Origin of the sequence: Flavitalea plasmicola, from assembly GCF_030546645.1 — a bacterium.
In the GTDB taxonomy this organism is placed as follows: Bacteria; Bacteroidota; Bacteroidia; order Chitinophagales; family Chitinophagaceae; genus Puia.
Genome location: NZ_JAUOTO010000001.1, coordinates 368,209 through 392,728, shown reverse-complemented (window position 1 = coordinate 392,728; position 24,520 = coordinate 368,209). Strand labels below are relative to the sequence as shown.

Here is a 24,520-nt window from a genome sequence, read left to right as displayed (position 1 = left end):
CCTTAGAATTTAAAATTATTCCTGCACTCCGCAAAAAGGGGCAGGTCCTTGTCTTTCGAAGATACAATGGCTTTGTCCAACGGCAGCTGCCAGTCGATGTTCAGCTGCGGATCGTCGAATCGGATGCCTCCTTCGCTGGCCTTGTCGTACAGGCCATCACATTTATAGGACACTTCGGCCGTATCGCTCAGCACAGAAAAACCATGGGCAAAGCCCCGGGGTACCAGCAATTGCCTTTTATTGTCCGCCGACAGCTCGACACTTACATATTTACCAAAGGTTGGCGACCCCTGCCGGATATCCACCGCAACATCCAGGATCCTTCCCTGCAGCACCCGGACAAGCTTCGTCTGTGGATGTGGGTCCAGCTGGTAGTGCAGCCCGCGGATCACGCCGAATTTCGAGAAAGATTGATTGTCCTGCACGAACCGGTTGGTAATGCCTTCTTTATGAAAAGTCTGCTCATTATAAGTTTCAAAGAAATGTCCTCTGTCATCCTTGTACACGGCAGGTTCGAAAATCAATACGCCCTGGATCTCGGTGGTTACAAACGGCATCTTATCTCTTGTTGTATTGTTCGTTGTAGTATTTCTGATAGTCTCCGGATGTGACGGCTTTCACCCAGTCCTGGTTTTGCAGATACCAGTCCACCGTCTTTTCCAGCCCTTCTTCGAATTGCAGAGAAGGGGTCCAGCCCAGCTCTTTATTTAGCTTTGTAGCATCGATGGCATAACGGAGATCGTGTCCCGGCCGGTCTTTCACATACGTGATCAATTTGGCTGACTCACCGGCGGGCCTGTTCAGCTTTCTATCCATGATACCGCACAGCAGGTGTACGATGTCGATGTTCTTCCATTCGTTGAAGCCACCGATGTTATATGTTTCACCTTTCTTTCCCTGGTGAAAAATGGTATCGATGGCGCGGGCATGGTCTTCTACATACAGCCAGTCACGAACATTCTCACCCTTGCCGTATACGGGCAGGGGTCGGCTGTTCAGGATGTTGTTGATCATCAGGGGGATGAGCTTCTCGGGAAAATGATGGGATCCGTAGTTGTTGCTGCAGTTGGACAGCACTACAGGCAGGCCATAGGTATGGTGCCAGGCCATCACAAAATGGTCCGAGGATGCTTTGCTGGCAGAATACGGCGACCGTGGATCATAAGGCGTCTCTTCCGTAAAGAAGCCTTCCTTTCCCAGCGAACCGTACACTTCATCCGTGGATACATGATAAAACAATTTATCATCCAATGCCCCTTTCCACTTGGTATATGCTACATTCAGCAGGTTGGCCGTCCCCAGCACATTGGTCTTCACGAACGCCAGCGGGTCCAGGATACTGCGATCCACGTGGCTTTCGGCCGCCAGGTGAATGACGGCATCGAATGTATAGGCATCGAACAGCTCCTTCATGCGTGCTTCGTCCGTAATATCCCCCTTTTCGAACTTGTAGTTGGGCAAAGACTCCACATCCTGCAGGTTAGCCAGGTTGCCGGCATAGGTAAGCGCATCCAGATTGACGATGAGGTACCCGGGATATTTTTTTACAAATAATCTTACCACATGGGAACCAATAAACCCGGCGCCGCCGGTGATCATGATCTTTTTAGTGAAGTTGGCCATTATAAGCTCCAGTATTTTCTATTTGTTATCTTATTCTTATAAATCCCCCTCAGGTCGGCAACCAGCGCGCCTTCCCGGGTGATGGACGTGAAATAAGCATCGTCCAGTCCCACATAGGGTGCATGGGGTACGGTGACGATCACGGCGTCATAGTTACCCGCCCCCTTCCGAACAAGTTTCAGGCCATATTCTTCATGGACCTCATCTTCCATGGCATAAGGGTCTTCCACATCTACGATAATATTGAAAGAAAGCAGCTCTTTTACGGTGTCCACGATCTTGGAATTGCGGATATCGCTCACGTTCTCCTTAAAAGTCACTCCCTTCACCAGCACCCTGGGTTCATTGGAAATGCGCAGGACATGCTTGATGATCTTGCGGGCCACGTATTTGGCCATATCATCATTGATATAGCGGGAGGACGAAATGACCTTGGATTCATAACCCAGGGCAGCGGCCTTGTGCGTAAGATAGTAGGGATCAACGCCTATACAATGTCCGCCCACCAGACCCGGGAAAAAACGCAGGAAGTTCCACTTGGTGCCTGCAGCGGCAATGACATCGTAGGTATTGATACCCATCCTGTCGAAGATCAGGGACAGCTCATTCATCAGGGCTATATTCAGATCGCGCTGGGTATTTTCCACGATCTTGCTGGCTTCCGCCACTTTGATGGACGGGGCGCGGTGAACGCCGGCATCCACCACCAGCTCATACGTCTTCGCTATCTGTTCCAGGGAGCCCTGGTCATTGCCGGACACCACCTTGACGATGGTACGAAGGGTATTCTTCTTGTCTCCGGGGTTGATCCGCTCAGGCGAATAACCCAGGTAAAAATCCTCACCCATCTTCAGCCGGGAGGTCTTTTCCAGCACAGGCAGGCAGTCCTCTTCGGTGCAGCCGGGATAAGTTGTGGATTCATAGACCACATAATCCCCGGGTTTCAGGACCTTTCCCACCGTTTCTGAGGCGCCCAGCAAGGGTTTCAGGTCAGGAACATTGTATTTATCGACGGGGGTTGGCACAGCCACGATAAAAAAGCTGGCCTCCTTCAGCACCGACAGGTCGTCCGTGAAGACGATGTTGCGGCCCTGAAATTCTCCGGTCTCCACTTCTTTGGAGGGGTCGATCCCCTCACGCATCATCTGGATGCGCTTTTTATTGATATCAAATCCGATGACTGAGATCTTTTTTGCAAATTCCAGGGCTATGGGCAGGCCTACATAACCAAGGCCGATGACGGCCAGCTTAGCTTTCCCGCCCGTCAGTTCGTCATATATTCTTTCGTTCTTCATTTGGATCTGGCTTTTTGGATCAGGCTTTTTTCGCAAATTCCTTCGGCTGTTTATTCCATTCTTCGGGAGGCAGGGATTTAAAATAATCGTAGGTGATCTTCAATCCAACCTTACGTTCCACCTTCGGCTCCCAGCCAAGGATCTCTTTTGCTTTGGTAATGTCGGGCCGGCGCTGCTTCGGATCGTCCACAGGCAGCGGTTTATAAGTGATCTTTTGTTTGGTGCCCGTGAGTGCGATGACCTCTTCCGCGAATTGCTTCAGGGTGATCTCGGAAGGATTGCCGATATTGACAGGGAGATGATAGTCGCTGAGCAGGAGGCGATAGATACCTTCCACCAGGTCATCCACATAGCAGAAAGAACGGGTCTGGCTGCCATCCCCAAAGACCGTCAGGTCTTCGCCACGGAGGGCTTGCCCGATAAAGGCGGGCAATGCACGACCGTCATTCAGCCTCATACGCGGACCATAGGTATTGAAGATCCGTACAATGCGGGTCTCCACGCCATGGAAATTATGATAAGCCATGGTGATGGCTTCCTGGAAACGCTTGGCCTCGTCGTATACACCGCGGGGACCTACCGGGTTGACATTGCCCCAGTATTCTTCCGGTTGGGGGTGCACCAGCGGATCACCATAGATCTCTGATGTTGAGGCTACAAGGATCCTCGCCTTTTTGGACTTGGCCAGACCCAGGCAGTTGTGGGTGCCAAGGCTGCCGACCTTCAGGGTCTGGATGGGGATCTTCAGATAGTCGATAGGGCTGGCGGGGCTGGCGAAGTGGAGGATATAAGCCAGCTCACCCGGTACGTGGATGAATTTGCTGACGTCATGATGGTAGAATTCGAAATCCTCCAGCTTGAAAAGGTGCTCTATATTTTTCATGTCCCCCGTGATGAGATTGTCCATCCCGATGACATGGTATCCTTCCTTTATGAAGCGATCGCATAAGTGGGAGCCTAAAAAACCGGCGGCCCCTGTGATAAGTACTCTTTTTTTGGCCATTGTGTTTGGGTTGTTTTAGGATTTTTTTCCAGTAGCGTTAGAGGGTGCGCGGCCTACGCTTTCATAATAGAATCCCAGCTCCCTGATAGCTGCGATGTCGAAAAGATTGCGGCCGTCGAAGATCACTTTGCTCTTCAGTGTGGTGACGATCTTCAGGAAGTTGGGGGTCCGGAATTCATTCCATTCGGTGGCAATGATCAGCGCGTCGGCGCCTTCAAGGGCTTCATACTGGCTCTCCGCATACTTCACTTTATCTCCTATCAGTTGTTTGACATTGTTCATGGCCTCCGGATCAAATACGGTGACGGTCGCGCCTTCCGCAACGAGGGCATCGATCATATAAAGAGCCGGCGCTTCGCGGATGTCGTCAGTATTGGGCTTGAAGGCCAGCCCCCAAAGAGCGAAATGCTTGCCTTTCAGGTTGCCCGAAAAGTATTTCTTCACTTTGGGCATCAGGTGCAGCTTCTGCTTCTCATTGACATCCATAACGGCGTTGAGGATACGGAAATCGTAGCTCACTTCCTGGGAAGACTTCACGAGGGCCTGTACGTCCTTGGGGAAGCAGCTGCCGCCATAGCCGATGCCGGGGAAAAGAAAACGCTTGCCGATCCGCTCATCGCTGCCGATGCCGCGCCTTACCATATCGACGTCAGCGCCCAGCTTTTCACACAGCAGTGCCACTTCGTTCATAAAGGTGATCTTGGTGGCCAGGAATGAGTTGGCCGCATATTTCGTCAGCTCGGCGGAGCGCTCGTCCATGAAAATAATGGGGTTGCCCTGGCGGACGAAAGGATTGTACAGGTCGTTCATGACCTTACGGGCACGTTCGGAAGAAGTGCCGATGACTACCCTGTCCGGCTTCATGAAATCGTCTACAGCTACCCCTTCCCGAAGGAACTCGGGATTGGATACCACATCGAATTCACCTTTATAGTTCTTTGAGATGGCGGCATGCACCTTTTCGGCTGTTCCGACGGGAACGGTGCTCTTATCGACGACGACCTTGTAATCCTTCAGGATCTTGCCAAGGCTGTCGGAAACGCCCAAAATATATTTCAGGTCGGCGGAGCCGTCTTCACCGGGAGGGGTGGGCAGCGCCAGGAAGATGATCTGGGCGTCTTTTATGCCGTCTTCGAGGCTGGTGGTAAACTTAAGCCGTTCTTCTTTCAGGTTGCGAAGGAAGAGCTTCTCCAGGCCAGGCTCATAAATGGTGATCTGACCATTGGATAGTTTTTTTACTTTACCCGCGTCGATATCAACGCAGATGACATCATTGCCTGTTTCCGCGAAACAGGTTCCGGTGACCAGTCCTACATAGCCGGTGCCTACAACAGCAATTTTCATAAAAGACTAATTTTTAAAATTTGTTTAGGTTAAGGTCGCTTTATTTATCGATGTACTCCTTCACCGAAGCGGTGATGTACTGTAACTGCTCTTTATCCAGCTCTGTATGCATGGGCAGGGAGATGACCCTTTCCGTCAGCCAATCGGTGACGGGCAGGGACCAATCGCCTCCGCCAAAGGCGGCAAACATCTTTTGACGATGGGCGGGTACGGGATAGTAGATCATTGACGGGATGTTCTTTCCAGCCAGGTATTCATTCAGCCCATTGCGGTCAACTCCTTCCAGGACAAGCGTATACTGGTGAAAAACGTGATGGCTGTAAGAAGCCCGGTAAGGCGTCGTGATCTTCGGGTGCGCTGAAAAGGCGGCGTCATAAAAATCTGCGGCGCTGCGCCTGGCGGCGATATATGCATCCAGGCTCTTCAGCTTGACATTCAGCACGGCCGCCTGTATGGAGTCGAGCCGGCTGTTGCAGCCTACAAGGTCGTGATAATAACGCCGGCTTTGCCCGTGGTTTGCAATCATTTTCAACCGGCTAGCTAACGTGTCATCATCTGTAAATATTGCTCCGCCATCGCCGTAGCAGCCCAAATTTTTTGAAGGGAAGAACGAGGTGGTGCCGATGGTACCGATGGAGCCTGTTTTTTGGGTCCTGCCATCCGAAAAGGTATAGTCACTGCCGATGGCCTGTGCATTGTCTTCGATGACATACAGTTTATGTCGGGCGGCAATGTCCATGATCTCCTCCATCGGAGCAGCTTGTCCGTACAGGTGCACCGGGACAATGGCCCTGGTCCTGGGCGTAATGGCTTTTTCAATGGCGGCCGGGTCGATGCAGAAGGTCTTCGGGTCCACCTCCACGAACACTGGTTTAAGCCTTAACAGGGCGACTACTTCCGTGGTAGCGACATAGGTGAAAGAGGGGGTGATCACTTCGTCACCCGGCTGGAGGTCCAGGGCCATCATGGCGATCTGGAGGGCATCGGTGCCGTTGGCGCAGGGAATGACGTGTTTGGAGCCGGTGTACGCAGACAGGGCCGTCGCAAAATCAGAGACGGCCTTACCCTGGATAAATGCGGCGTTGTCTATTACCTCCTGAATGGCCGAATCCACCTCCTTCTTTATCTTAACGTATTGCTGCTTCAGGTCTACCATTTGAATCGGCCGCATGTTCATACTATGTCTTGTTGTTTTACCAGGTTTTAACCGGGCACAAACCTACTGCAAAATTGTGACTTATTCAAGCTGCAAGCTTCAAGCTACAAGCTGCAAGCCGGACATTTATAAATTGTTATCTTCGTACGAGTGAGTATTATCTTCTATCATGTTTTTTTATGGGCCTACCGCCTGGGTATTGGGCTGATAGCCCCCTGGAACAAGAAGGCAAAGAGCTGGCTGGAAGGCAGAAAGGGCCTTTTTGACAGGATGGCAGCCGAGCTTGGGGCTGACAGCTCGCAGCTTGCCGCTGAAAAATACCCAGTTATATGGATGCATTGTGCGTCGCTGGGGGAATTCGAACAGGGCAGACCGGTGCTGGAGCGCCTCCGGGCTACGTCGCCGGAGAGCAAGGTCGTCATCAGCTTTTTCTCTCCTTCGGGATATAAGGCGCGTAAAGACTACAAGGGGGCCGATCATATATTTTACCTGCCCCTGGATTCACGTCAGCATGCCCGCCGGTTCATCGACCTGGTGAAGCCCACCCTGGTGATCTGGATAAAATATGATTACTGGTATTATTTCCTGGTGGAGCTGAGGAAAAGGAAGATCCCTACCCTACTGGTGTCAGGCATCTTCCGTGCGGATCAGCCCTTTTTCAAGTGGTGGGGCAGGCTGCACCGCTATATGCTGGAATGCTTTACCCATCTCTTCGTGCAGACGGAAGCCTCCCGGAAATTGCTGGCGACCATTGGGTTCACCGGGAACGTCAGCGTCAGTGGGGATACCCGTTTCGACAGGGTGATCGAGATTGCCGAAAGCCGGGAATCGCTGCCGGCCATCGAAGCTTTCTGCGGCGATGCGACCGTGGTCGTCGCCGGCAGCACCTGGGAGGAGGACGAGGAGGAGCTGGACCATTATGCCAATACACATCCGGATATCCGATTTGTCATTGCACCCCATGAGATCGAAGAGGGGCGGCTGAAAGAGGTGGAGCAGCTGTTCCGGAACAAGATCCGCTATTCAGAATTAGCTGCAAGCCGGGGAACGGGGGAAGCGGCGAGCCAGGGGTTCAAAGGTTTGCGTCCGGGCCAGCCGGCGCCGAATGTATTGATCATCGATAATATCGGGATGCTATCCCGGCTGTACCAATATGCCACTGTTGCTTATGTCGGCGGTGGATTCGGGGACGATGGGGTGCACAACGTGCTGGAAGCTGCCGTCTATGGCCGTCCGGTGGTCTTCGGACCTGTGATCGAGAAATACATCGAGGCGGTGGAGCTGACGGAACTGGGCGGTGGTATTGTCATCGACAGTGCGCTGGAAGCGGAGTCTGTATTCCACCGGCTGCTAAACAATGAAGAAGAATACCGGCAGGCCTGTGAGGCATCCCGGGACTATGTATATGGTAAAAAAGGAGCGACGGACCGGATCGTCCGTTATATTCAGGAAAATCGTCTTTTGACCAGCTGATAGAAATGCTTCACCGTTTCCCGGGTCTCATCCCATCCCAGCTTAACTTTCAGTTCCCGCTCCATCCAGTATTCTGCCTCGGGCAGGATGCGGAAGCCGTTGATGGTCTTCAGACTGCGTTCGTACATCACTTCGTCCCCCCGGAAGAGCTGGCTGATGAATACAAAGCGGTCGTTGACGCCGATGGCCTTTTTCAGGTCCCGTACGGGCGTGTCGTTGAGGGCTGATTTGAGCTCCAGCCTGTCTGTTCTCAGCTTGTCATTCAGCGACGAGCCATTGTTGCCAATTACATCGTTAAGCTCGCGGGGCTGCTTTTGCTGCTGGGCCAGTAAGGTAGGGATCTCGGCCAGCGGATCGTAGGGCCAGGGGCCTTTTTCCGGGTCTTTAGCGGCGGGGCGGGGCGGGTTACCCGGATCAGGGGCCAGCCGGACCTCGGGAGCCGGCGGAGGCGGAACATTGACCACAGGGGGGGCCGCCACGCTGGCGGCTGCTCCTGCTCCAACAGCTGCCGTCCTTACTTCCTGCATGGCAGCATGCCCGGAATATATTTTCATGGAGGATGGCATCATAACCGCTACTTTTGCCGATCCCTTGCTGACAGCTGCCTGGGTTGACAAGAGGGCAAGCTCGGCTTCCAGGAGCCGGATGGTCTGGAGCATTTGAGAGGGGTCTACCTTCCTATCATGCTGCTCTTGTAACTGGTTAATAAGTTGTTGTAGTCTTTCCATGGTACAATGGGGAGCCTTTTCGGGTTAGTAAATGCGATCCACCGTGGTAATCACTATAAAGTTATAACAAATTCCGAACCTAATTTTATGCGCTTATGTTCATTGAACCTCATATTAAAGGCGAGAGACGTGGCTGGATAGAGGTAATTTGCGGATCCATGTTCTCGGGAAAGACCGAGGAGTTGATACGGAGACTGAAGCGGGCGAAGATCGCCCATCTGAAAGTTGAGATCTTCAAGCCTGCCATGGATACCCGCTACCACGAGCAAAACATCGTTTCGCATGATGAAACCGCCATTCAATCCACACCTATCGACAATTCTCAAACGATACTCTTGCTGGCAAATGAGGTCGACGTCATCGGCATCGACGAAGCCCAGTTCTTCGATGACCAGTTACCTGAAGTCTGCGACCAGCTGGCCTTTCGCGGTATCCGTGTCATCATTGCAGGACTGGATATGGACTACTCCGCCAAACCTTTCGGACAAATGCCTTACCTGCTTGCCAAAGCAGAATATATAACCAAGTTGCATGCCATTTGTGTAAAATGTGGAAACATTGCCAACTATTCCTACCGTAAGAAAACCACCGGCGGGCAAATTATGCTGGGAGAAATGGATATTTACGAACCCCGTTGCAGAAATTGCTACTATGGTCCGGAATGCTGAAATTGTCGCATGTAGGAGGTGAAAAAATGCTGCGGGATAAAATTTATAAAAATGTTAAAATTGTTGCCGATGGGGGGATCCACCCGCTATATATGGTCGCTTTTTAAGAAGGATCTTCTGCTGGAGGTCCGTCAACAGTATACTTTTTACGGTGTGCTCTTATATGTCGCTTCCACCATATTTGTATTATATCTTTCCATGGGTGAACCCGAAGGCGCCGTCTGGAAAGGGTTGTTCTGGATGATCCAGCTGTTCATCTGCGTAAATGCGGTGGCCAAAAGTTTTCTGCAGGAGGGACGCGGTCGTTTGCTGTATTTTTACTCAATAGCCGGCGCGAGGGATTTTATTCTTTCCAAATTGTTGTTCAATGCCCTACTCATGCTGTTGATGAGCCTGGTCAGTCTCTTTCTGTTCACGCTGATGCTGGGTAACCCCCTGGCTCATCCTATATCGTTCCTGTTGCTCAGTGGCCTGGGAGGGGTAAGCCTTAGCCTGGTCTTCACCTTTCTGGCGGCGATCGCTGCACGCGCGCAGCAAAGCGCTGCCCTGATGGCTATCCTGGGCTTCCCGCTGATCATTCCACAGCTGATGTTGTTGAATAAAGCGTCGACCATTGCTTTTGAAGATGTCGTGCAGGGCGGCCTGGGCAGTATGCTGGCCCTGATCGCGGGACTGGACCTGATGATCGTTGCGCTCGCCATTATTCTTTTCCCTTTTCTTTGGAAGGATTGAAGCTTAGTCAGTAGTTATTTAGATTTTCTATTGCCCTGGCGGGAGAATACCACTGCTTCATTTAATTTTCACGATTGGGAAAGCCGTTTGCGGAATATGCTGGCGCTTTCCCCTAATTTTGCTGATCCAAACCGGGGGTTGTGCCTATTTACATTGATTAACAACGAGTTTGCACAGATCAACCCCTAATAAGAATGTGATATGCTTCGACAGAATTGGTGGAAAATATTATGCGTTATACTACTTATCTACACTTTTGTAGCCGGATTTTTAGGCCCGGTGCCCGCCAAGCCCATCCTTAACGAGACGATCCGGAACTACTATTTTCATATAGCCATGTGGTTCTGTATGATGATCCTTTTCATCACTTCCCTGGTCTATTCCATCAAATACCTGCGCACCAACAATCATATATTCGACATTTACGCGTTAGAGTATGCCAAAACCGGTATTGTGTATGGCGTCCTGGGGTTGACCACCGGCTCTGTCTGGGCCGGCTTTACCTGGAATGCTTTCTGGAGCAATGATCCCAAGCAGCTGGGAGCCGTCGTTGCCTTGCTGATCTACCTGGCATACCTGGTATTACGGAACTCCATGACCGATGTGGACAAGCGGGCAAGGATCGGCGCCGTATATAACATATTCGCCTTTGCCATGCTGTTCCCTACGATCTGGATCATACCCCGTCTGGTGGATAGCCTTCACCCGGGGGGATCGGGAAATCCGGCCATCAACGCAGATGTCCATATACGTATGGTTTTCTGGCCGGGAGCCTTGCCGGGATGGGCCTTGCTGGGTGTGTGGATCACTACCTTACGTATCCGCCTGCAAATGTTGTCAGAACAGCGTCTTCATTGAAAACTCTATTTGAAAAGAATATATTCAAGCGATGTATAAAAAAGTTTGCGCTCTCCTGTTGCTTTTATCTTTTTGGGTCGCCAGATCGGTAGTATTTGCGCAGGATAGCACCGGCCAGCTAAAGGTTGTCGATAGCGCTGCAGCACAAAGAGTGGAAATGGCCGACCAGTTGCGGGCCAGTGGAAAGATCTATGTAGTGGTCGCCGTGGTGTTGGTGATCCTGCTGGGCCTGATCGGCTATGTTGTCCGGCTGGACCGGAAGATCACCCGGCTGGAAAAAGAAGTAAGCACGGATAAAAAATAAAAACGATAAATCCATATGTTATGGCGGCACAAATCGAGTACAAATTCTTTGAAGCAGTAGAAAAAAGTTTTGACAAGGCGGCAAAGCATACCTCCTGGGATCCCGGCATCCTGGAACAGATCAAACAATGCAATGCCGTATACCGGATGTTCTTCCCCGTAAAGATCGGCGATAAGATAGAAGTGATCAAAGCTTATCGTGTTCAGCATTCCCATCACAAAACACCCTGTAAAGGCGGGATCCGTTTTGCCCTTTCGGTCAACCTGGATGAGGTGATGGCCCTGGCGGCCCTCATGACCTTCAAATGCGCCATCGTGAATGTACCTTTTGGCGGCGCAAAAGGCGGGATCACCATCGACCCGAAGAAATATACACCCTACGAGCTGGAAAAGATCACCCGTCGCTATACGTCCGAGCTGATCAAAAAGAACTTCATCGGCCCGGGCACGGACGTACCCGCGCCGGACTACGGAACGGGCGAGCGTGAAATGGCCTGGATCCTGGACACCTATATGAGCATGCGCCCCGGCGAGATCGACGCGCTTGGCTGCGTCACAGGCAAGCCTGTCTCACAAGGCGGGGTACGCGGACGCCGGGAAGCCACCGGCCTGGGCGTGTTCTATGGCATCCGCGAGGTCTGCAACATGGAGGATGTGATGAGCCGCCTCAAGCTAAAACCCGGCATCGAAGGAAAGACCGTTGTCGTCCAGGGAATGGGTAATGTGGGCTATCATGCAGCTAAGTTCTTCCGCGAAGGCGGCGCCAAGGTCATCGCGCTCGCCGAATTTGAAGGCGCCATCACCAATCCGGCAGGCCTCAACGAAGAAGAAGTATTTCAACATAGGAAGAAGACAGGCAGCATCCTGAACTTTCCCGGCGCCACGAATATCCCTAACTCCGGGGATGCGCTGGAGCTGGAATGCGATATCCTCATACCCGCCGCATTGGAGAATGTCATCAATGGGAAGAACGCTCCGAACGTAAAAGCCAGGATCATCGGCGAAGCCGCCAACGGTCCCCTCACACCGGAGGCGGATGAGATCTTCATCAAGAAAGGCACCCTCGTGGTACCCGACATGTACCTGAATGCGGGAGGTGTCACCGTCAGCTATTTCGAATGGCTGAAAAACCTTAGCCACGTGCGTTATGGCCGCATGGAAAAGCGCTTTACCGAGAATATGAATACCCATATCCTGGGTCAGATAGAAGGCCTCACGGGCAAGAAAGTGTCGCCTGCGGAAAAAGAATTTATCCTGCATGGCGCCGATGAGGTGGACCTGGTGTACAGCGGTCTTGAAGAGACGATGATCGCCGCCACGCGGGAGATCATGACGGCCTGGAAGAGCATGCCGGATATCCCCGATATGCGGACAGCGGCTTATGTGGTGGCTATTAATAAGGTGGGCACCAGCTATGCGGAATTGGGGATCTTTCCGTAAAGATTTTAAGAAAAAGCCGTCCGCCAGCTGGCGGACGGCTTTTTTGTGCAGTTTATTTTATGGACAACACCCATCGCTTCAGTAACCGCGTAGACAACTACGTTAAATACCGCCCCGGCTATCCTGCGGCGGTGCTGGACCTTCTTTCCGAAACCACCGGATTTTCCCCCACCTGGAAAGTCGCCGACATCGGCTCCGGCACCGGTATTTCCACCACCCTCTTTCTGGACAATGGCAATACCGTATATGCAGTGGAACCCAACGATGCCATGCGTGAAAAAGCAGCAGCGCTCCTGGGCAGCCATCCGGGATTCATCAGCATCAACGGAACAGCAGAGCATACAGGGTTGGCGGCATCCAGCGCAGACCTCGTCATTGCCAGTCAGGCCTTTCATTGGTTCGAACCAGTAGCCGCCAGGAAGGAGTTTCGGCGGATAGCCAGACCCGGTGGCTCCCTCGCCCTTATGTGGAATGAGCGTCAGGTGGATTCGGGATTCGAAAAAGCATATGAAGGCTTGCTGCGGGAATTTGGAACGGACTATGCCCAGGTGAACCATTCTAATATCACCCTGAAGGAGATCGAGGTTTTTTTCGAGCCGATGCCCTTTCAGCTGAAGGTGACCGGGAATAGGCAGACCTTCGATTGGGAAAGATTACAAGGCCGCCTGCTCTCCTCCTCCTACATACCAATTGAAGAAAATGACATATATAAAAAAATGATGGAGCAACTCCGGCAGATCTTCGTCACCTGGCAAAAGGATGGCGTGGTCCATTTCGACTATCAAACGAAAATATACATTGCGCGCAATTGAACCGACGAACCTATGGTTCGTATGGCCATAGTTCCTTAAATTGTAATCCAAACAGTTGCCTTTATGCCCTCTCTGCAAAAATTAACCTTTTGCCTTACCATTCTTTCCTTGTCCCTGTGCACTTCTGGCCAGCGCGCAGGCAAGGTGATCGAACAGAAGATCATCAGCAGCGCCATTCTTGGGAAGAATGTAAATTATACGATCTACCTGCCCCCGGACTATGAAACCTCGGAAAGGAGCTACCCCGTTGTCTATCTCCTCCATGGCTACACGGACGACAATACGGGCTGGCTGCAATTCGGGGAGATCGACCGGTATGCGGACAAGGCCATTGCCGAAGGCACCATCCCTCCCATGATCATCGTCATGCCCAACGGGGACTCCAGCTGGTACATCAATTCCTTTGACGGCAAGGAGAAGTATGAGGACTTCTTTATCAAAGAATTTATGCCTGCCATCGAAAAGAGTTACCGGATCAAGGCAGAAAAGCATTACCGCGGCATTGCCGGCCTATCCATGGGCGGATACGGCAGCCTGATCTATTCCCTGAAATACCCGGAGCTTTTTGCTGCTGCGGCCCCCCTCAGCGCGGCGGTCTTCGATGATGTTACGATGAGTGGAATGGCGGACGAGCAATACAACAGGACTTTCGCACAGCTGTACGGCCGGGGAGTGAAAGGAAAGGACAGGCTCACCAAAGCCTGGTATGCCAATTCTCCCCTGAAGATCGTGGAGGAAAGATCCGCTGATGCATTGAGGTCAGTCCGTTACTGGATCGATTGCGGTGACGATGACGGCCTTTCCAGGGCCAACTGCGAGCTGCATATTGCGCTGATGGATAAGCATGTGCCCCATGAATTCCGCGTACGCGATGGGGGGCATTCCTGGACCTACTGGCGGACAGGGATCACCGATGCGCTGGCGTTTATTGGGGTGAGTTTTCATCAGTAGTTTTTGCTTCTCCGCATTTTCGGCGACCCTAACCGTTCCGCCGCTGTACTTTCCATCTTCGATGGATCGGAGTACTTTTTTCAACGACAACTATTACCAAACATTTTCATAAATCTCCACCGTAGGAAAGGTAAGGCGGCTCCACGGCAGGGTCAACCTCAAAACCCCTGCATTGCAAGCCGCTCTCTTTACAAATCCGCACATGCCCATTCGCGGGCAGCCGACCAAGCGCTTCGCTCCGCTCGGTTATAGCTGTCGTGAATAGCAATAAAGAAAAACCTGCCATCGCCTAATCAATCCAGGGAGCCCCTACCCTCATTCATCATACCCCGGCAACACCGCGATCTCCTCAAAATCCACTTCTCCCCGTACAAACGCATGGCATTCCTCCCCATTCGTAATAACAATGTATTTCACCGGGACAGCCATATTGTAACGCAGTACCTGCCACATCACGCGGCTGTTCAGCTTTTCGTCCATGGCCTTGCATTCCACCAGCATCCAGGGACGGGCGCTGCGATCGAACACCATGAGGTCGAACCGTTTATTCAGCTCACCCAGCTTTATATTCCTTTCCGCCGCCAGATAGCTGGCCGGGTAATTCTTCACCTGCAGCAAATATTGTATGAAATTCTGGCGGACCCATTCCTCCGGGTTAAGCCGTACCCACAATTTCCGAAGCTCATCCCATATTTCTTCCTTGCCGCGCTCAGGCTCCCGTATCTTGAAGGAATGCGTAGGATAGTAGATCTTGATCATGTGTTGACGAAACTATTTGCTAAATTTACGCAATGAAAACCAAAGATGAGATTGTACATAATTGGCTGCCCCGTTATACAGGCCAGCAGCTGGAAAACTTCGGCAAGTATATCCTACTTACCAATTTCGAGAATTATGTGCAATTATTCGCCGACTGGCATAATGTCGAGGTAGTGGGTCTCCACAAGCCCATGCAATGTGCCACTGCTGGAGAGATCACCATCATCAATTTCGGGATGGGTAGCCCGGGCGCCGCCACGATCATGGATCTGCTGACGGCCATCGAGCCCAAAGCCGTCCTTTTCCTGGGGAAATGCGGCGGCCTCAAGAAAAGGAATAAGCTGGGCGACCTGATCCTCCCTATAGCCGCTATCCGGGGAGAAGGGACCTCCAATGATTATTTTCCACCTGAAGTGCCCGCATTGCCGGCCTTCGCCCTGCAAAAAGCCATCTCCACCACGATCAGGGAATATGCCGTAGATTATTGGACAGGCACGGTATATACGACGAACAGACGCGTATGGGAGCATGACGAGGCTTTTAAAGAATACCTGAAAAAGATCAGGGCCTATGCCATCGATATGGAGACCGCCACCATCTTTTCAGTCGGATTTTTTAACAAGATCCCCACGGGGGCCTTGTTGCTGGTGAGCGATCAGCCCATGGTGCCGGAAGGAGTGAAGACCGCGGAAAGCGACCTGAAGATCACCTCCCAATTTGTGGAAAATCACATCCGGATCGGCATCGACAGTCTGAAGCAGCTGATCAACAATGGCGTCACGGTAAGACACCTCCGGTTTTAATCTCCGGCGCCCTGCTTCATGCAACGATACCATGGCCCTGCTTGTCAAAGAAAGAAAAGCTATGCGTAGCATATTTCATCTGCCGGCGCTGTTTGGCATTCTCTTCTTTGCGGCATGCAAACCTTCCAGGAACCATTCATCGGGATTGTTTACAGGCAAGGTCATAGGCAGCATCTGTTCGCAGTACACCATCCAGCTGATAGCCGGCGATATGGACCCGGCAAAGTACCTTAAGAGCTGGAAGAATCCGCAAAGTGACAGCACCTATCACAATGTATTTGCCGTCAGTAATTACTGCGATTTTGGCAAATATGGACTTCAAAAAGGAGACACTTTTCAATTCAGGCTCCTGCATGACAGCCCTGCGCAAAGCTGTGTCAGATGCCTGATCTATGAGCCCACACCTGATGTTCAAAATACGATCCAGGTTGTCCAAACGGTAAAATAGCTATCTTACGGCTGCGTAAATAAAATTCCGTCGTCGCAGCATGCCTTCTTTATTATCGATCAGGGATCTCACCATAGATTTTAGAACAGAGGCCGGTATATCGCCGGGGGTGCAGGCTATTCACCTGGAAGTAGAAAAGGGGGAGATCGTCGCATTGGTCGGAGAGTCGGGGTCGGGGAAATCCATCACGTCTCTCTCCATTCTCCAATTACTGCCCATGCCTCCGGCCCATATAAGGTCGGGACAGATCCTGTTCACCACACGTGAGGGCGTTGTCATCGATCTGCTACGGCAGGACCATCGCTCCATGCAAAACATCCGTGGCAACGAGATCGCCATGATCTTCCAGGAGCCTATGACCTCTCTGAACCCTGTGTTCTCCTGCGGGCACCAGGTGGCGGAAGCGATCCGGGTCCACCAGCAGGTGTCCGGGGATTCAGCGCGCCGCCAGGCCATACAATTATTCGAAAAAGTGAGGCTGCCGGACCCTGCGGGTATCTATTCCCGATATCCCCACGAGCTCAGCGGCGGACAGAAACAGCGGGTGATGATCGCCATGGCCATGAGCAACCGCCCCTCGCTGTTGATCTGTGACGAACCTACGACGGCCCTGGATGTCACTGTGCAGAAAACCATCCTGGAATTGATCAGCGACCTACAGCGGACGGAGCATATGGGTGTCATCTTCATCACCCATGACCTGGGCGTCGTGGCCGAGATCGCGGACAGAGCGCTGGTCCTCTATAAGGGAAAAGTTGTGGAAGAGGGCAACGTGGAGGACCTGTTCCGGCGTCCGCAACATCCCTATACAAAAGGGTTGCTGCTCTGCCGGCCGGCACTGCACGTCAAAGGGGAAAGGCTGCCTGTCGTAAGTGACTTTATGGAAGGACGGGACCTATCCCCCCGGCCCGAAGCTCACGGCTTGCAGCTCACAGCCGACGTACTGATCCGGGTCCGCGATCTGCGGGTCTGGTATCCCTCCCGCAAAAGCTTCCTGGGCAAAGCCCTCGCCTACACAAAGGCGGTGGACAATGTCAGCTTTGACATCTATAAAGGAGAGACCCTGGGTCTGGTGGGTGAGTCGGGCTGCGGTAAGACCACACTGGGCAGGGCTTTGCTGCGACTGATCCAGCCGACCGGCGGTACCATCGCATTCGAAGGAAGGGATATGGCAACTTACACCAGCCAGGAGCTGAAAAAATTACGCAGCCATATCCAGATCGTTTTCCAGGACCCTTATTCCTCCCTCAACCCGCGCATCACCATCGGGGCCGCCATTGCGGAAGTGCTAAAAGTACATGGACGCGCCGCCACCGCCGCACAACGCCGACAGCAAACGATACAGCTGCTGGAAAAGGTCAGCCTTTCCGCCTCCCATTACGACCGCTACCCTCACGAGTTCTCCGGCGGCCAAAGACAGCGGATCGTCATCGCCCGGGCGCTGGCCCTGCAACCTTCTTTCATCGTATGCGATGAGTCCGTATCCGCACTGGACGTAAGCGTGCAGGCACAGGTGCTCAATCTGCTGAATGACCTGAAAAAAGAATTTGGATTCACCGTGGTTTTCATTTCCCACGACCTGTCGGTGATCCGGTATATCAGTGATCGTATCCTGGTGATGAATAAAGGCAGGATAGAGGAGATCGGGGATGCAGCGGCAGTATACGATCACCCACGATCGGCCTATACGGAGAAGCTGATAGCCGCGGTGCCCCGCGGGATAGCTTCGAGCGGTGAGCTGTGAGCGGCGAGCTGGGAGCCTCAAGCTGGGAGCCTCAAGCTACAAGCTGCAAGCTACAAGCTGCAAGCTGCAAGCCTCAAGCTACAAGTTGGTTTTTTTAGGTGCTTGAAGACTTGGTAAGTCTTGCTTGCAGCTTGCAGCTTGTAGCTAGTAGCTTAAAACAATCTCCACCCGCCTGTTCTTCGCCTTACCCGCAGGGGTATCATTGGTAGCTACGGGGCGCCGGGAACCAAAGCCGTTGATGGCGATCAAATCTCTCAGATCAGGCAGCCGCGTCAGTATAAAATCCCTGATGCTGGCAGCCCTGCGCAGCGACAGTGCGTCATTGAATTCGTCGGAGGCCGTATTGTCCGTATGGCCGTCGATCTCCATGCTGACAAGCTTCTTCAAACCAATCTTCGCGATGAGGCTGTCCAGCTGCCGGGCGTAGATGCTTTTGATCTCGCTGCTATTAGTGGCAAAATATACACCCGGGATCAGCAGCGTATCTGCCGGCGGGGGGATAAACAGCGGCGGCGGCGCCTGTACGCCAGTCAGGGTGTCGTGGGATGACTGCAGGGGAATGCTGTTGGCCGGAAGCGAGTCCAGGAAGATATGCCGGGTATGGCGGTGGTGCTCTTCATAAACGATGGAATGCGTATAAGCGAAGGAAGGGCACATTATTTCGGTCGTATCGACCGCGGAAAGATTGATATCGTCTATACAAAAAGTGATCAATCCGCTGCCGGGTCTCTTAAGCTTCTTTTCCACGCTGTGCGGATACGCCCCGGAAGGCATCACATTGCCGATGAGGAAGAACCTCTTTTCCTCGTCAACGGTGAACCTTTTGCGTACCCTCATCCATCCGTCCTTGTCTTTTTCCAGGACATCGGACTTAGACAGGCTGAAGGAGGGGATGATCTTCCCTATCACCGAAGGAGCCCGGGTCGGATCGGCATGCGTCAGCACAACGTCCAGGTGCGTAAAAGGAAATTCCCCGGTGTAAAGCCAAAAGGACAGGTCGTATTCGCGACCGGCCTTGAGGGGACATAATAACATGGTATAAGGAAAAGTCCGGCCGGTCATCGGCGCATACATGTCGTCGTAAACAATCGGCATGACGGACTCCCCGTCTTTGGGCGGAGGCCATTTCACTTTTGTGGTAGTTACGATAAACCATGCTGCGGGAGCACACTGCGCGTGATATTCCGTGCAGGTGTTGACATCCTCAAAGCTGTTGTTGGCCAGCAGGTTGGGCTGCTGGGAGAAGCCTTGCGCAGGCAGGCATGCCAATATCAGCCAGGCCAGCCTAGTCTTCATCGCCGTGATCTCCATAATAATCGTTGTCGAGATAGAATGAATTGGCACTTTTTCGTTTGGAGAACAGGAACTGCTTCAGCTGTCGCTCAAACTGATCGCGCACGGGAATGTCGGCACGGATCTTTCTGCCCGTAAGGCGTACAAAGTCATCTCCTGTGCTGACCTCCTTCAGGTTCAGCGGCTGCATTCCGCTGAGGCCCATCTGCCATTCATCGTCCTTACCCATCTTATACCGGAAAAAATAGATATACCCTTTACGCTGCCGGAACTGTACCAGCTTCTTATCCACTAACTGAACGTCGAAAAAATCGTTGTCGCCCTTGCTGCTGACCAGCAGGCTGCGTGCGATATCCACCTGGTTTCGGAAGGCGCGCGGAAAACGGTCGCTTTTATGAATGGCGTTCAGCTCTTTCAACAGGTGGCTTCGGTGCTGGTCGCTGGCAGCCAGGTTGCGGATGATGGTGTCGGCCACGGGCCGGTTGTTCCGCAACATCAACACGGTGGTGCTCAGTCGAAGGGAGGGGTCCCGGCTCCGGAGCAGCTTGTCGAAAAAATGCGGCACCGTGGCATTCCTGTCATAGAAGGGCATCAGCAGCACGGCATAATCCGCCAGGAGATCATCCGTGTCGTCATCCCCATCCGTCCTGACGGGCTCATCGCCTTCGTACTCTTTTTTCTGCAGCCTTTTTTCATCACGGCCCTCCTGCTTTTTCCATTGTATCCTGGCATCGAAATACAGCTGTCCGAAATAGGATTCATAATCGGTGCTGCGCAGATAGCCGCTGTCCACCAGCATTGCCAGCAGGGACTGGATATCGACCTTATAATCATCCACGCTGGCCAGCTGCAGCAGGTCGGGGAACAGGGTACGGGCAAGGGGAAGTGAATCCCGCAGGTCCTGAAAAAGCGAATTATAGTCGGAGCTGTTGTCAAACACGGGCGGGTCCTGTACCAGCAATCCCCGCAGCATTTCGTAGGCCGGAAGCGTCCGGTGGCGGGCCAGCGCTTTGAACACGGCATTCTGAAAGGTGCTGGTATCACCTGCCCGTTCATAGATCTCGCGGAGCCCTTCTACTACTGCCTTTACCGAGGAGGAATCGTCGATATACCCCAGCTCATTGATCAGGCGGGCCTTGGTCTCGAAATAATCCTTTCCATTGTAAGGGAGGGTTTGGATGGCTTTCAGCAATACAGGCAGGCCGCCCCGAACGCCGAAATAGACGTTGGGAATAGCGTCCTTTGCCCGCCGGCTGCGCAGGGAATCCTTGCTATAAAAGTCGCTGAAAAAAGTATCCAGCTTATTGGCAAACACGGGCGGCCCCAGCTTCTTGTCCAGGGGACGGATGCTGGCGTAAAACTGATCGGTGAAGGCAGAGCTTTCCTGCAGCGTATCACCCAGCGAGACCACCCGGAAAAGGCGGTTGTCCTTCAAAAAAAGCCAGGTGGTGATACACCGGGATGTATTGGTGTCGACGATGGTGTATTTGTATCCTGGCGCGCCAGTGGAAGGATCACCCAATCGAAAAGGTTGTTTATTCCGTATGACAAGGTCTTCGCGTATGCGGCGCTCGTTGGTCTCGTCTTTCCAGAAACTGGCGGAATCCTTGGGGAAATAATACTTAGGAAAGGTCTCCATCGATACGAAAATAGCTTCTCCTGTGGAATCATCCTGGAACAGAGCTGTTTTGCTGCGGGGCCAATAGCTGTTGTAATCCGGGACAGTATTGAGGAACTCTTCGCTGGTAGCCCGTTCGAGGATACCTCTCATCCCTGCATCTATGTCGGGGATCACGGGCGTCCTGACGCTAATATTGATAAAGGTGTCCACATAATTACGGAAGACGCCATATTTAAAGGGTTTGTACTCAAAGGAATTAAAAAATAGAGGAAAGGTCTTCTCCTTGCTAAGGCTTCGGCTGGCCAGCAAATAATAATGGGGACCTTTGATCAGGAACTTTGTACATACATAAGAGCCGTCCTTCAGCTGGTAAGCCGCTTCCAGGCATGGGGAGCCCCGGTATACACCCGTGTGACGGCTGATGGGCCTTTCTATCCAGTCGGAAAGGCGAAAGCTTTCTTCCATCAGGGCCAGGTCGGCGGTGTCCTCCTCCAGGAAATGATAATTCTGCACGGCTTTTTTCCAGATGAGGAATGCATCACCGGTGGTTGAATCCACGGATTCATATTCCCAGCGGGTGATGCCGTCGGGATTGGAGGTATTCCTGTATTCAGCTGGCGGCCGGGGAAGAACGACCTTGAAACCTCCCTGCGGGGGGGTATAGTTCGTCCATCCCGGCGGCCCGGTCTGATGCAGGGTGATGGAACTGAAGAACTGTTCGGCCTCTTTGCCTTCCACATAGTTGTTATTCCCGCTCATTTTAAAGATCAGGACCTCGTAGGGGGTGACCACGATATTGTATCGCTGGATATCGCCACGCCGGGTCCTGCCCGTGACATCAAAGCCTTTAAAACCGCTGCGGGTAATGGCCGTTCTTTTCAGGATCTTACCCGGGATATTCTCATACAGCAGGCTATCCACCTTTCGCAGGATGGTCTCTTCCTTCTGCCCCAGGAAGGCCCCATGGGTCTTCACCCGCCCGATCATATAGTAAGCGCCATTGCCCATATCGGCATATTGCCAGCTGTCGGCGGTGCGGCTTTCGCTCCGCCGGTAGAGTTTGCCGGGAAGCCGCACGGAGAAATCCCCGTCGTCGGATGTGAAGGTGGAGAAGCTGACAGGCACTCTGATCTTATCGATGTCCTCTTTCTGGGTGGCGTCACGGTCAGGCATGGTGACGGGCCGGAGCGTATAGCCTTTCTTGCGAAGGAGCTCTATGACGCCCCGTTTGCCAGGCAGGTGCGCGGCCCCTACCCCTACAAAAAGGGAATGATGCTTTACAATGCTGTCGATGGATGCCGCCTGGATCTCATTCCGGCGATAGAGGAATTTTTCCATATAGGACTCCGAAGGCTGCAGGAGCTTTTCCAGAGAATCCAGCATATCCAGGTCTCCTTTCCTGTAGGCTTCCTGTGTCTTTTTCTCCAGCTCATAAGGAGAGGCGCCGTCCGTATCGGGCGCTTTCTTCCTCTTATCCTTCATCATATCCTGTGCCGCCTCCATGACAAGCTGCTCTGTCTGGAAATAATCTTCGACGCCTGTGGCCTGTTTACCCAGCTTTTTGCCCGTCTGGTAAATATAGAGGTCCAGGTAGGTATCTTCCTCGAAATCGGCCCGGGACTGGAAGGTGCGGTAAAGCAAGCCGTTGATGATGGTCGGCTCGTCGCTAAGGGCCGATTTCAGCTTGTCGTCATATTTTTCCAGCTGGAAGGACCTTTCATTGATATAGTCGCCGGGGGCCCCCTGCGTATAGAACCGGAGGTTGTTCTGCATCCGCTGGAAGCGGAACAGCTGGTCCTGCCAAAGCTGGGGGTCCAGTTCCAGCGCCACCACTTCGGCATTCCGGATATCCAGGTAAAAGGAGTCGCTGAGATGAAAGACCAGCTTGCTGCTGACATGCATGGTCCCGAAGAGATAAGAGGGCCTTTTCAGGCCATTACCCGTGATCTCCCATAACAGGGCGGGATATTTCTTTTCCGCCCGCCGCTGCGCTGTCAGTATGGTTGCCGGAAGTAGGAGAATAACAAGCGCCACAAAAATCTTTCGCGTAGGGGTCGATCTCATTATCGGGAGTTAATCGATGGTTCATGAAGTTGCATAAAAGACGGGAAATCAGGAAAAATATTTTAGTTTCAAGCCACAAGCTGCAAGCTGCAAGCTAAGGATTTCTTTAAATGCTTACAGGTCATTCACTTGTAGCTTGAGGCTTGCAGCTAGCAGCTTTAAAATTATTATTTGGGTATGGCCGTTTTTTTTATTACCTTCGCACGCTTAAATCATGCCGTAACATGATATCAAATCGGGTGCCGTAAGACCTGGTTTGTGCCGGAAGCCCTCCGTAATATCATTACCACCTACCTGGTATCATGTGCGAATAAAAAAACAACAGCATCCACATGAAGCTTTCACAGTTTAAGTTTGATCTTCCTTTAAACCTTATTGCCCAGCACCCTGCGAAAAAAAGAGAAGACAGCCGAATGATGGTTGTCCATCGCCAGACCGGCCAGATCGAAAACAAGCATTTCAGGGACATTCTCGACTATTTCGATGACAAGGACGTTTTCGTCGTAAATAACACCAAGGTTTTTCCCGCAAGAATGTATGGTCGCAAAGAAAAGACAGGCGCCAAGATCGAAGTATTCCTTCTTCGCGAGCTGAACAAGCCCAACCGCCTTTGGGACGTCATCGTAGACCCGGCCCGTAAGATCCGGGTTGGCAATAAACTATATTTTGGCGACAATGATGAGCTGGTAGCGGAAGTCATCGATAATACCACCAGTCGCGGCAGGACCATCCGGTTCTTATGGGATGGCAGCGACGACGAGTTCCGCCAGGTGCTGGAGATCCTGGGCGAGACTCCTTTACCCAAGTATATCAAGCGCAAGCCGGACGAAGAGGATAAAGAGCGCTACCAGACGGTGTATGCAAAGCATGAAGGAGCCGTCGCGGCGCCTACCGCAGGTTTGCATTTCAGCAAGGAGCTGATCAAACGCCTGGAGATAAAAGGCGTGCGGTTCGCTGAAGTCACCCTTCACACGGGATTAGGAACTTTCCGTCCTATCGAGGTGGAGGACCTGAGCAAGCACAAGATGGATGCCGAGTACTATCGTATCGAGGACGATGCCTGCAAGATCGTGAACAAGGCGCGCCTGGGCAATCACCGGATATGCTCGATCGGCACCACGACCATGCGTGCAGTAGAATCTTCCTTCACGGCCGAAAAACTGCTGAAGCCTTCCGAAGGCTGGACCAATACTTTTATCCATCCGCCTTACCAGTTCAATATTGCAGATGCGCTGGTGACCAATTTTCACCTGCCCAAGACGAGCCTCCTGATCATGGTATGTGCCTTTGCCGGCTACGATCTGGCGATGGAAGCTTACAAAAAGGCCATCAAGGACAAGTATCGCTTCTTCAGCTACGGGGATGCCATGCTGTTATTATAAGGCGCTTAAAATTTTCCGAA

Annotated in this window: 22 protein-coding genes; 12 read left to right on the top strand and 10 right to left on the bottom strand. The window is 52.4% G+C overall.

From position 1 onward, the window contains the following. Nucleotides 1-2 precede the first annotated feature (2 nt). From rfbC to Q4E93_RS01490, 6 genes are read right to left on the bottom strand one after another with little or no spacing between them, the layout of a single operon-like run. Nucleotides 3-557 carry a dTDP-4-dehydrorhamnose 3,5-epimerase gene (gene rfbC, locus Q4E93_RS01515; RefSeq protein WP_303582316.1) on the bottom strand — a complete coding sequence of 185 codons (555 nt, stop codon included), beginning with the start codon at nt 555-557 and terminating at the stop codon, nt 3-5. Nucleotide 558: 1 nt separating this feature from the next. Further along, nucleotides 559-1,623 carry a dTDP-glucose 4,6-dehydratase gene (gene rfbB, locus Q4E93_RS01510; RefSeq protein WP_303582315.1) on the bottom strand — a complete coding sequence of 355 codons (1,065 nt, stop codon included), beginning with the start codon at nt 1,621-1,623 and terminating at the stop codon, nt 559-561. Continuing rightward, complete coding sequence (locus Q4E93_RS01505) at nt 1,623-2,918, bottom strand: nucleotide sugar dehydrogenase (protein WP_303582314.1); 1,296 nt, start codon at nt 2,916-2,918, stop codon at nt 1,623-1,625. The genes rfbB and Q4E93_RS01505 overlap by 1 nt, the downstream gene beginning before the upstream one ends. A 19-nt stretch (nt 2,919-2,937) precedes the next feature. Next, the gene (locus Q4E93_RS01500) at nt 2,938-3,921 is read right to left on the bottom strand and encodes a UDP-glucuronic acid decarboxylase family protein (protein WP_303582313.1); all 984 of its coding nucleotides are present in this window, start codon (nt 3,919-3,921) and stop codon (nt 2,938-2,940) included. A 15-nt stretch (nt 3,922-3,936) separates the two neighbouring features. Then, the gene (locus tag Q4E93_RS01495) at nt 3,937-5,265 is read right to left on the bottom strand and encodes a UDP-glucose dehydrogenase family protein (RefSeq protein ID WP_303582312.1); all 1,329 of its coding nucleotides are present in this window, start codon (nt 5,263-5,265) and stop codon (nt 3,937-3,939) included. Between the two features lie 40 nt (nt 5,266-5,305). Then, nucleotides 5,306-6,442, bottom strand: a complete 1,137-nt coding sequence (locus tag Q4E93_RS01490; protein ID WP_317505125.1) for a DegT/DnrJ/EryC1/StrS family aminotransferase — start codon at nt 6,440-6,442, stop codon at nt 5,306-5,308. Between the two features lie 129 nt (nt 6,443-6,571). Between Q4E93_RS01490 and Q4E93_RS01485 the strand changes: the two genes are divergently transcribed. Next, the gene (locus tag Q4E93_RS01485) at nt 6,572-7,894 is read left to right on the top strand and encodes a 3-deoxy-D-manno-octulosonic acid transferase (protein ID WP_303582311.1); all 1,323 of its coding nucleotides are present in this window, start codon (nt 6,572-6,574) and stop codon (nt 7,892-7,894) included. Here the strand turns inward: Q4E93_RS01485 and Q4E93_RS01480 are convergent. Next, a complete protein-coding gene (locus Q4E93_RS01480) occupies nt 7,867-8,622 on the bottom strand; it encodes a DUF8457 domain-containing protein (RefSeq protein ID WP_303582310.1) in 756 nt (251 codons plus the stop codon). The genes Q4E93_RS01485 and Q4E93_RS01480 overlap by 28 nt on opposite strands. A 95-nt stretch (nt 8,623-8,717) precedes the next feature. Here Q4E93_RS01480 and Q4E93_RS01475 point away from each other — a divergent pair, with 95 nt between their 5' ends. The 7 genes from Q4E93_RS01475 (at nt 8,718) to Q4E93_RS01445 (ending at nt 14,386) form a co-directional block, all read left to right on the top strand. Then, nucleotides 8,718-9,290 (top strand): thymidine kinase, encoded by a 573-nt coding sequence (locus Q4E93_RS01475; protein WP_303582309.1) that lies wholly within the window; start codon nt 8,718-8,720, stop codon nt 9,288-9,290. A 51-nt stretch (nt 9,291-9,341) separates the two neighbouring features. Then, the gene (locus Q4E93_RS01470; RefSeq protein ID WP_303582308.1) at nt 9,342-10,022 is read left to right on the top strand and encodes a heme exporter protein CcmB; all 681 of its coding nucleotides are present in this window, start codon (nt 9,342-9,344) and stop codon (nt 10,020-10,022) included. A gap of 201 nt (nt 10,023-10,223) precedes the next feature. Continuing rightward, nucleotides 10,224-10,880, top strand: a complete 657-nt coding sequence (gene ccsA, locus Q4E93_RS01465; protein WP_303582307.1) for a cytochrome c biogenesis protein — start codon at nt 10,224-10,226, stop codon at nt 10,878-10,880. 31 nt (nt 10,881-10,911) lie between these two features. Continuing rightward, the gene (locus Q4E93_RS01460; RefSeq protein ID WP_303582306.1) at nt 10,912-11,184 is read left to right on the top strand and encodes a CcmD family protein; all 273 of its coding nucleotides are present in this window, start codon (nt 10,912-10,914) and stop codon (nt 11,182-11,184) included. Between the two features lie 20 nt (nt 11,185-11,204). Beyond that, nucleotides 11,205-12,623 (top strand): Glu/Leu/Phe/Val family dehydrogenase, encoded by a 1,419-nt coding sequence (locus tag Q4E93_RS01455; RefSeq protein ID WP_303582305.1) that lies wholly within the window; start codon nt 11,205-11,207, stop codon nt 12,621-12,623. 59 nt (nt 12,624-12,682) lie between these two features. After that, on the top strand, nt 12,683-13,435 hold the full coding sequence (locus Q4E93_RS01450) for a class I SAM-dependent methyltransferase (RefSeq protein WP_303582304.1): 753 nt from the start codon (nt 12,683-12,685) through the stop codon (nt 13,433-13,435). 63 nt (nt 13,436-13,498) lie between these two features. After that, nucleotides 13,499-14,386 (top strand): alpha/beta hydrolase, encoded by an 888-nt coding sequence (locus Q4E93_RS01445; protein WP_303582303.1) that lies wholly within the window; start codon nt 13,499-13,501, stop codon nt 14,384-14,386. Between the two features lie 315 nt (nt 14,387-14,701). Here Q4E93_RS01445 and Q4E93_RS01440 read toward each other — a convergent pair whose 3' ends face one another. Then, nucleotides 14,702-15,145 (bottom strand): type I restriction enzyme HsdR N-terminal domain-containing protein, encoded by a 444-nt coding sequence (locus Q4E93_RS01440; protein ID WP_303582302.1) that lies wholly within the window; start codon nt 15,143-15,145, stop codon nt 14,702-14,704. A 32-nt stretch (nt 15,146-15,177) separates the two neighbouring features. Between Q4E93_RS01440 and Q4E93_RS01435 the strand changes: the two genes are divergently transcribed. From Q4E93_RS01435 to Q4E93_RS01425, 3 genes are all read left to right on the top strand, one after another. After that, a complete protein-coding gene (locus Q4E93_RS01435; RefSeq protein WP_303582301.1) occupies nt 15,178-15,948 on the top strand; it encodes an AMP nucleosidase in 771 nt (256 codons plus the stop codon). Between the two features lie 61 nt (nt 15,949-16,009). After that, on the top strand, nt 16,010-16,396 hold the full coding sequence (locus Q4E93_RS01430; protein WP_303582300.1) for a hypothetical protein: 387 nt from the start codon (nt 16,010-16,012) through the stop codon (nt 16,394-16,396). A 40-nt stretch (nt 16,397-16,436) separates the two neighbouring features. After that, nucleotides 16,437-18,140 carry an ABC transporter ATP-binding protein gene (locus Q4E93_RS01425; RefSeq protein ID WP_303582299.1) on the top strand — a complete coding sequence of 568 codons (1,704 nt, stop codon included), beginning with the start codon at nt 16,437-16,439 and terminating at the stop codon, nt 18,138-18,140. A gap of 144 nt (nt 18,141-18,284) precedes the next feature. Here Q4E93_RS01425 and Q4E93_RS01420 read toward each other — a convergent pair whose 3' ends face one another. Further along, on the bottom strand, nt 18,285-19,451 hold the full coding sequence (locus Q4E93_RS01420; RefSeq protein ID WP_303582298.1) for an OmpA family protein: 1,167 nt from the start codon (nt 19,449-19,451) through the stop codon (nt 18,285-18,287). Then, the gene (locus Q4E93_RS01415) at nt 19,426-23,118 is read right to left on the bottom strand and encodes a TraB/GumN family protein (protein ID WP_303582297.1); all 3,693 of its coding nucleotides are present in this window, start codon (nt 23,116-23,118) and stop codon (nt 19,426-19,428) included. Before Q4E93_RS01415 ends, Q4E93_RS01420 begins: the two co-directional genes overlap by 26 nt. A gap of 332 nt (nt 23,119-23,450) precedes the next feature. Between Q4E93_RS01415 and queA the strand changes: the two genes are divergently transcribed. Next, nucleotides 23,451-24,500 (top strand): tRNA preQ1(34) S-adenosylmethionine ribosyltransferase-isomerase QueA, encoded by a 1,050-nt coding sequence (gene queA, locus Q4E93_RS01410; RefSeq protein ID WP_303582296.1) that lies wholly within the window; start codon nt 23,451-23,453, stop codon nt 24,498-24,500. The last annotated feature ends 20 nt before the right edge of the window (nt 24,501-24,520 follow it).

Coding starts and splice junctions, on each gene's coding strand:
- queA (WP_303582296.1), top strand. CDS start 23,451: ATGAAGCTTTCACAGTTTAAGTTTGATCTTCCTTTAAACCTTATTGCC.
- Q4E93_RS01475 (WP_303582309.1), top strand. CDS start 8,718: ATGTTCATTGAACCTCATATTAAAGGCGAGAGACGTGGCTGGATAGAG.
- Q4E93_RS01455 (WP_303582305.1), top strand. CDS start 11,205: ATGGCGGCACAAATCGAGTACAAATTCTTTGAAGCAGTAGAAAAAAGT.
- Q4E93_RS01500 (WP_303582313.1), bottom strand. CDS start 3,921: ATGGCCAAAAAAAGAGTACTTATCACAGGGGCCGCCGGTTTTTTAGGC.
- Q4E93_RS01425 (WP_303582299.1), top strand. CDS start 16,437: ATGCCTTCTTTATTATCGATCAGGGATCTCACCATAGATTTTAGAACA.
- Q4E93_RS01450 (WP_303582304.1), top strand. CDS start 12,683: ATGGACAACACCCATCGCTTCAGTAACCGCGTAGACAACTACGTTAAA.
- Q4E93_RS01505 (WP_303582314.1), bottom strand. CDS start 2,918: ATGAAGAACGAAAGAATATATGACGAACTGACGGGCGGGAAAGCTAAG.
- Q4E93_RS01490 (WP_317505125.1), bottom strand. CDS start 6,442: ATGAACATGCGGCCGATTCAAATGGTAGACCTGAAGCAGCAATACGTT.
- Q4E93_RS01430 (WP_303582300.1), top strand. CDS start 16,010: ATGCGTAGCATATTTCATCTGCCGGCGCTGTTTGGCATTCTCTTCTTT.
- Q4E93_RS01440 (WP_303582302.1), bottom strand. CDS start 15,145: ATGATCAAGATCTACTATCCTACGCATTCCTTCAAGATACGGGAGCCT.
- Q4E93_RS01415 (WP_303582297.1), bottom strand. CDS start 23,118: ATGAGATCGACCCCTACGCGAAAGATTTTTGTGGCGCTTGTTATTCTC.
- rfbB (WP_303582315.1), bottom strand. CDS start 1,623: ATGGCCAACTTCACTAAAAAGATCATGATCACCGGCGGCGCCGGGTTT.
- Q4E93_RS01460 (WP_303582306.1), top strand. CDS start 10,912: ATGTATAAAAAAGTTTGCGCTCTCCTGTTGCTTTTATCTTTTTGGGTC.
- rfbC (WP_303582316.1), bottom strand. CDS start 557: ATGCCGTTTGTAACCACCGAGATCCAGGGCGTATTGATTTTCGAACCT.
- Q4E93_RS01480 (WP_303582310.1), bottom strand. CDS start 8,622: ATGGAAAGACTACAACAACTTATTAACCAGTTACAAGAGCAGCATGAT.
- Q4E93_RS01470 (WP_303582308.1), top strand. CDS start 9,342: ATGTTAAAATTGTTGCCGATGGGGGGATCCACCCGCTATATATGGTCG.
- Q4E93_RS01495 (WP_303582312.1), bottom strand. CDS start 5,265: ATGAAAATTGCTGTTGTAGGCACCGGCTATGTAGGACTGGTCACCGGA.
- Q4E93_RS01420 (WP_303582298.1), bottom strand. CDS start 19,451: ATGGAGATCACGGCGATGAAGACTAGGCTGGCCTGGCTGATATTGGCA.
- ccsA (WP_303582307.1), top strand. CDS start 10,224: ATGCTTCGACAGAATTGGTGGAAAATATTATGCGTTATACTACTTATC.
- Q4E93_RS01435 (WP_303582301.1), top strand. CDS start 15,178: ATGAAAACCAAAGATGAGATTGTACATAATTGGCTGCCCCGTTATACA.
- Q4E93_RS01445 (WP_303582303.1), top strand. CDS start 13,499: ATGCCCTCTCTGCAAAAATTAACCTTTTGCCTTACCATTCTTTCCTTG.